The 4,812-nt window shown below is 67.2% G+C and carries 6 protein-coding genes; 2 read left to right on the forward strand and 4 right to left on the reverse strand.

Features of this window, described 5'->3' with window-relative positions; all coding sequences use genetic code 11:
* From ACQKDV_RS18310 to folB, 3 genes are all read right to left on the reverse strand, one after another.
* Positions 1-623: glycoside hydrolase family 3 N-terminal domain-containing protein (locus tag ACQKDV_RS18310; RefSeq protein ID WP_427785662.1), on the reverse strand; the 623-nt coding region annotated here is incomplete at its 3' end.
* A gap of 138 nt (positions 624-761) precedes the next feature.
* Positions 762-2,033 (reverse strand): mechanosensitive ion channel family protein, encoded by a 1,272-nt coding sequence (locus ACQKDV_RS18315; RefSeq protein WP_427785664.1) that lies wholly within the window; start codon positions 2,031-2,033, stop codon positions 762-764.
* Between the two features lie 117 nt (positions 2,034-2,150).
* Positions 2,151-2,504: a dihydroneopterin aldolase gene (gene folB, locus ACQKDV_RS18320; protein WP_427785665.1), complete on the reverse strand. Its 354-nt coding sequence runs from the start codon at positions 2,502-2,504 to the stop codon at positions 2,151-2,153.
* A 356-nt stretch (positions 2,505-2,860) separates the two neighbouring features.
* Between folB and ACQKDV_RS18325 the strand changes: the two genes are divergently transcribed.
* Positions 2,861-3,514 carry a hypothetical protein gene (locus ACQKDV_RS18325; protein ID WP_427785669.1) on the forward strand — a complete coding sequence of 218 codons (654 nt, stop codon included), beginning with the start codon at positions 2,861-2,863 and terminating at the stop codon, positions 3,512-3,514.
* 32 nt (positions 3,515-3,546) lie between these two features.
* On the opposite strand, the gene tsaD is transcribed toward ACQKDV_RS18325, so the two are convergent.
* Positions 3,547-4,572, reverse strand: coding sequence for a tRNA (adenosine(37)-N6)-threonylcarbamoyltransferase complex transferase subunit TsaD (gene tsaD, locus ACQKDV_RS18330; RefSeq protein WP_427785666.1), 1,026 nt, complete (start codon positions 4,570-4,572; stop codon positions 3,547-3,549).
* A gap of 39 nt (positions 4,573-4,611) precedes the next feature.
* Here tsaD and ACQKDV_RS18335 point away from each other — a divergent pair.
* On the forward strand, positions 4,612-4,812 hold a 201-nt coding region (locus ACQKDV_RS18335; RefSeq protein ID WP_427785667.1), incomplete at its 3' end, for a hypothetical protein.

The following is a 4,812-nucleotide window of genomic DNA, read 5'->3' on the forward strand; positions in this document are numbered from 1 at the left end:
GAGATGTCCACCATGTTGTATTCCATGCCGGCCATCACCGCGCCATAGGCGGCGAAGTGCTTGGGCGTGGCCAGCAGCGAATCGGCCGCGCGCAGGTCGCCGCCCTGGAAGCCACGCACGCGGGCAGCGGCGAAGGCGCAGCCCAGCACCACGTCCTCACCGGCGCCTTCGGCACCACGGCCCCAGCGCTGGTCGCGGGCGATATCCACCGCCGGTGCGTAGGTCCAATGCAGGCCGGCGGCGGTGGCCTCGATGGCGGTGGCACGCGCGGTGCGCTCGGCCAGGTCCGGCTCGAAACTGGCGGCCTCGCCCAGCGGAATCGGGAACACGGTACGCATGCCGTGGATGACGTCGGCAGCCAGGATCACCGGGATGCCCAGGCGGCTTTCCTCGGTGGCGACCTGCTGGATGCGGCGGCCCAGCTCGGCGCCGACACCATTGAACAGCGAGCCGACCTTGCCCTCGCGCACCTGCTGCAGCACCTGGTCGGCATTGCGCACGTTGGCTTCCGGGTTCACGTCCGGGGCGAACGGGCGGACCATGTCCGCGAAGACACCCAACTGGCCGACCTTTTCCTCGACGGTCATCTGGGCAATGAGGGATTCGATGCGATCGGAGGCCACCAGCGGTCCTTATGAAAACGTTTACAAGCCCGGCATTCTAGCGTTCCCGGGCCGTTTGGCGAGAGGTTTCGTCATTCAGTTTCGTGCGCCCGCCCACAGTTCCGGGCGTCCCATACGGGGGCGGACGCGAGGGGGAGCTTACTCCGAGCAGGCCAGCGAGCGCTGCCCCGCCATCAGCATGGCGTCGCTGGATGCCTGGAATACCCGCAGGCCAAAGGCCGGGAGGATCGCCAGCAGGTGGTCGAAGATATCCGACTGCACCCCTTCATAGATGCCCCAGGCGGTGCTGCGGGTGAAGCAGTAGATCTCCAGCGGCAGGCCCTCGGTGGTGGGCTGCATCTGCCGTACCAGCAGCGTCATGTCGGTATGGATGCCGGGGTGACTGCGCAGATAGCGCTCCACGTAGGCACGGAACGTGCCCAGGTTGGTGACCCGGCGGCTGTTCACCTCGGCCATGCCCTGCTCGCGCAGGCGACCGTTCCACTGCTCCAGTTCCTGCGCCTTGTCGCGCAGGTAATCGCCCAGCAGGGCGAACTGGCCCAGGCGCTGCAGCCCGTCCGCATCCAGGAAGCCGACGCTGTGCTGGTCCAGGTACAGCGCGCGCTTGATGCGGCGGCCACCGGCCTCCTGCATCCCGCGCCAGTTCTTGAACGACTCGGTCACCAGCTTCTTGGTCGGGATGGTGGTGATGGTCTTGTCGAAGTTCTGCACGGTGATGGTGTGCAGGGCGATATCGATGACATCGCCGTCGGCATTCTGGCTGGGCATCTCGATCCAGTCGCCGATGCGCACGCGGCCATCGCCACTGATCTGCACGCTGGCCACCAGTGACAGGATGGTGTCCTGGAAGATCAGCATCAGCACCGCCGTGGCCGCACCCAGGCCGGTCACCAGCGGACCGATCCTGACCCCCAGCAGGGTGGCGACGATGGACAGGCCGGCAGCCACGAACACCACGATCTTGACCACCTGCAGGTAGCCCTTGATCGGCTTGCTGCGCGCATCGGGCTTGCGCTCATACAGGCTGTTGGCCGCGTCCAGCGCATGCGAGAACGCCAGCGACACGGTCAGCACCGCCCACACGATGCACAGCTTGATGATGACGTTGACCAGACTGGGGGGCAGGTCGGGAATGAAGGCGATGCCCGAGGCGATGACCTGGCTGGGCACGACGTTGGACAGGCGCGAGATGACCCGCATCAGGTGGCTGCCACGCCCGGACTCGGCACCGGGCAGGCGCTGCAGCAGCCGCCGCAGCCCCCGCACCAGGATGCGCTTGGTCACCCAGTTGGCCAGGCCGGCGGCGATCAGCAGCGCCGCGATCATCAACGCCAGGTAGGCGCCGGGATAGGGTTCCAGTGTCATCTGCAGCTGTTCCAGCCACTGTACCGCCACCACCGCATCCACCATCGTTCATCTCCTTGATTTGTTGCTGTTGGGGTTGCCGGCCAGCGGCCGGCACTACCGGGAACAGCCGGCCAGTGGCCGGTGTCATTCGGGGTTGCCGGCCAGCGGCGGCGTTACCGGTCAGTCGCGCGTGCGCTCGATGATCACGCCCACCGCGTGCGCGCCGCGCACCGCACCGGGCTTGCTCAGCTTCAGGCGCAGCCACTGCACGTCGAACTCGTCCAGCACGATCTGCGCGCAGCGCTCGGCGAGGGTCTCGACCAGGCCGAACTCCGATTCGCGCACGAACTGCTCCAGGCGCTTGCTCACCGCCTTGTAGTTCAGGGTGTGGGCGATGTCGTCGGATGCGGCCGGGCGGCGGTTGTCGAAGCCCATTTCCAGGTCGAACACCAGGTCCTGCCGGATCCGCCGTTCCCAGTCGTAGATGCCGATCAGGGCGTCGATCGTCAGCCCTTCGATGAAAACCTTGTCCATTGCGGTTACCAGCCGAAAACAGGCGGACATGGTACCGGCACGGCGGTGAGCCTGCCCGGAACGGGCGGTGGCGTGGGTGCGGCGCGGCAGAGCCGGAAAAAACAAAGGGCCCTGCTAGCGGGGCCCTTTGGTACCTCTCAACGTCCTCGGGGGGAGCTGGTAACCAGCCGCGAGTCCCGAAGCACACGCTGCAGATATTGAAGAATGATCGCCATGCCGTCCAGAGGCATTCACGACACACTGGGAGAACCCCGAACGCCCTTGGGAATTGCGCTGTGCAACAGCGTGGAGTTGCCTGATATCACCCGCCAGGCTTGCGGCGCACGCTGGTGATCCACCACGTGGTCCTGCCACCAATGAAAGAGCAACGGATTCTGCAAGCAGCACTTTCCCGGCCCCGCTGGGCGACCTACAAACATCTCGCAGACCAGCATTCTCTGGATGCCGCCTCGCTCTACGTCTGGAACATGCAGATGTGTGGCGCGCTTCTTTCGCCACTGCATGTCTGCGAGATCGTCATCCGCAACGCGGTCGCCGCGGCGCTGGCGCATGCCTTTGGGCCGCGCTGGCCCTGGCATCCTGCACTACTGCAGCGGATGCCAGCAGATGGCGCATTGTCTGCCTTGCAGGATCTCCATCGGCGGGCGGATCGTCGGATGGACACTCCAGAGATCATCGCCAGCCTTCGCTTCGCGTTCTGGCAGCAGCTTTTCACGCGGCGCTTCGAGGGAGCAGTCTGGGCGCGGGGCTTGAAGATCGCGTTGCCGAACGCGCCACAGTGTGCCCTCAGCGTGGTCCGCACAAGCATCCATGCCGACCTCGACCGCATCCGCCACCTGCGCAACCGCATCGCCCACCACGAACCCATCCTCGAGCGCGACATCGGTGCCGACCTGGCCGCGATCGGGCGGCTGATCCATGCGCGCTGCCCGCACACCCTGGGCTGGCTGCAGCGCCATGAGCGGGCGACGACGGTGCTGGCGGCATCGCCGTTGGCAGGGCGTCCGTGATGCGTCCGCCGGGCGTGGCCCGGCGTTACGGCTCAGACCGCTGGCAGGGTCGCCATGTCCCAGCGCGGGGTCACTTCCACCTTCGGCGGGCTGTGCTGGCCGGCCTGCAGGCGCAGCGCACCGGCGAAGGCAATCATCGCGCCGTTGTCGGTACACAGCGACGGGCGCGGGAAGCAGGCACGGCCGCCCAGGCGTTCGGCCATCTGCTGCAGACGTGCGCGCAGGCGCGTGTTGGCACCCACGCCGCCCGCCACCACGATCACATTGGTGCCAGCCGCGTCCAGCGCGCGCTCGCACTTGATCGACAGCGTTTCCACCACCGCATCTTCAAAGCCACGGGCAATGTCGGCGCGGGTCTGTTCGCTCTGGTCGCTGTCGCGCCAGGCCATCAGGACCTGGGTCTTCAGGCCGGAGAAACTGAAATCCAGCCCCGGGCGGTCGGTCATCGGCCGCGCGAAGCGATAAACGCCCGGCGTGCCCTGCTCGGCCAGCTTGGCCAGCTGCGGGCCGCCGGGGTACGGCAGGCCCATCATCTTGGCGGTCTTGTCGAAGGCCTCGCCGGCCGCATCGTCCAGGGTCTCACCCAACAGGCGGTACTGGCCGATGGCGTCCACCGCCACCAGCTGGGTATGGCCGCCGGACACCAGCAGGGCCACGAACGGGGCCTGCGGCGGGTCGTCTTCCATCAACGGCGCCAGCAGGTGGCCTTCCATATGGTGTACGCCCACTGCCGGTACCTCCAGCGCCCAGGCCAGCGAACGGGCCACGCCCGCGCCGACCAGCAGGGCGCCCACCAGGCCGGGGCCGGCCGTGTAGGCCACCCCGTCGATGTCGCCCACGCCCAGGCCGGCCTCGGCCAGGGTCTGGCGTACCAGCGGCAACAGCTTGCGCACGTGGTCACGGCTGGCCAGCTCGGGCACCACACCGCCGTACTCGGCGTGCAGGGCGATCTGGCTGTAGACCGCATGGGCGCGCAGGGCCGCGCTGCCGGCCAGGTCGGTGTCATACACCGCCACGCCGGTCTCATCACAGGAAGATTCGATGCCAAGGACTCGCATGCCTGCTATTATGACGCCCCTGCCGCCCCCTCGGGGGACGTGCAGATCTCTCTGCTTTCGAATCCCGGCCCGTATTCAGGGTTGGCCGCTTGCAGTTTGTCTTTTCGCCGCTATAATGTGCGGCTCGCCGGGCGTGACCCGGTTCTACTGTGTCCCGGAGATTCCATGCCCAGCGTCAAAGTCCGCGCCGAAGCCCTCTCGCCGCGCGCGGTGCTGCAGGACGCGCGCGGCCAGGTCGAG

The sequence above is a fragment of the Stenotrophomonas sp. NPDC077659 genome (genome assembly GCF_050268705.1).
Classification (GTDB): Bacteria; Pseudomonadota; Gammaproteobacteria; order Xanthomonadales; family Xanthomonadaceae; genus Stenotrophomonas.

What these genes read in the sequence shown, in the direction of transcription:
- ACQKDV_RS18315 (WP_427785664.1), bottom strand. Translation starts at nt 2,033, where the DNA reads ATGGTGGATGCGGTGGTGGCGGTACAGTGGCTGGAACAGCTGCAGATG.
- folB (WP_427785665.1), bottom strand. Translation starts at nt 2,504, where the DNA reads ATGGACAAGGTTTTCATCGAAGGGCTGACGATCGACGCCCTGATCGGC.
- ACQKDV_RS18325 (WP_427785669.1), top strand. Translation starts at nt 2,861, where the DNA reads ATGAAAGAGCAACGGATTCTGCAAGCAGCACTTTCCCGGCCCCGCTGG.
- tsaD (WP_427785666.1), bottom strand. Translation starts at nt 4,572, where the DNA reads ATGCGAGTCCTTGGCATCGAATCTTCCTGTGATGAGACCGGCGTGGCG.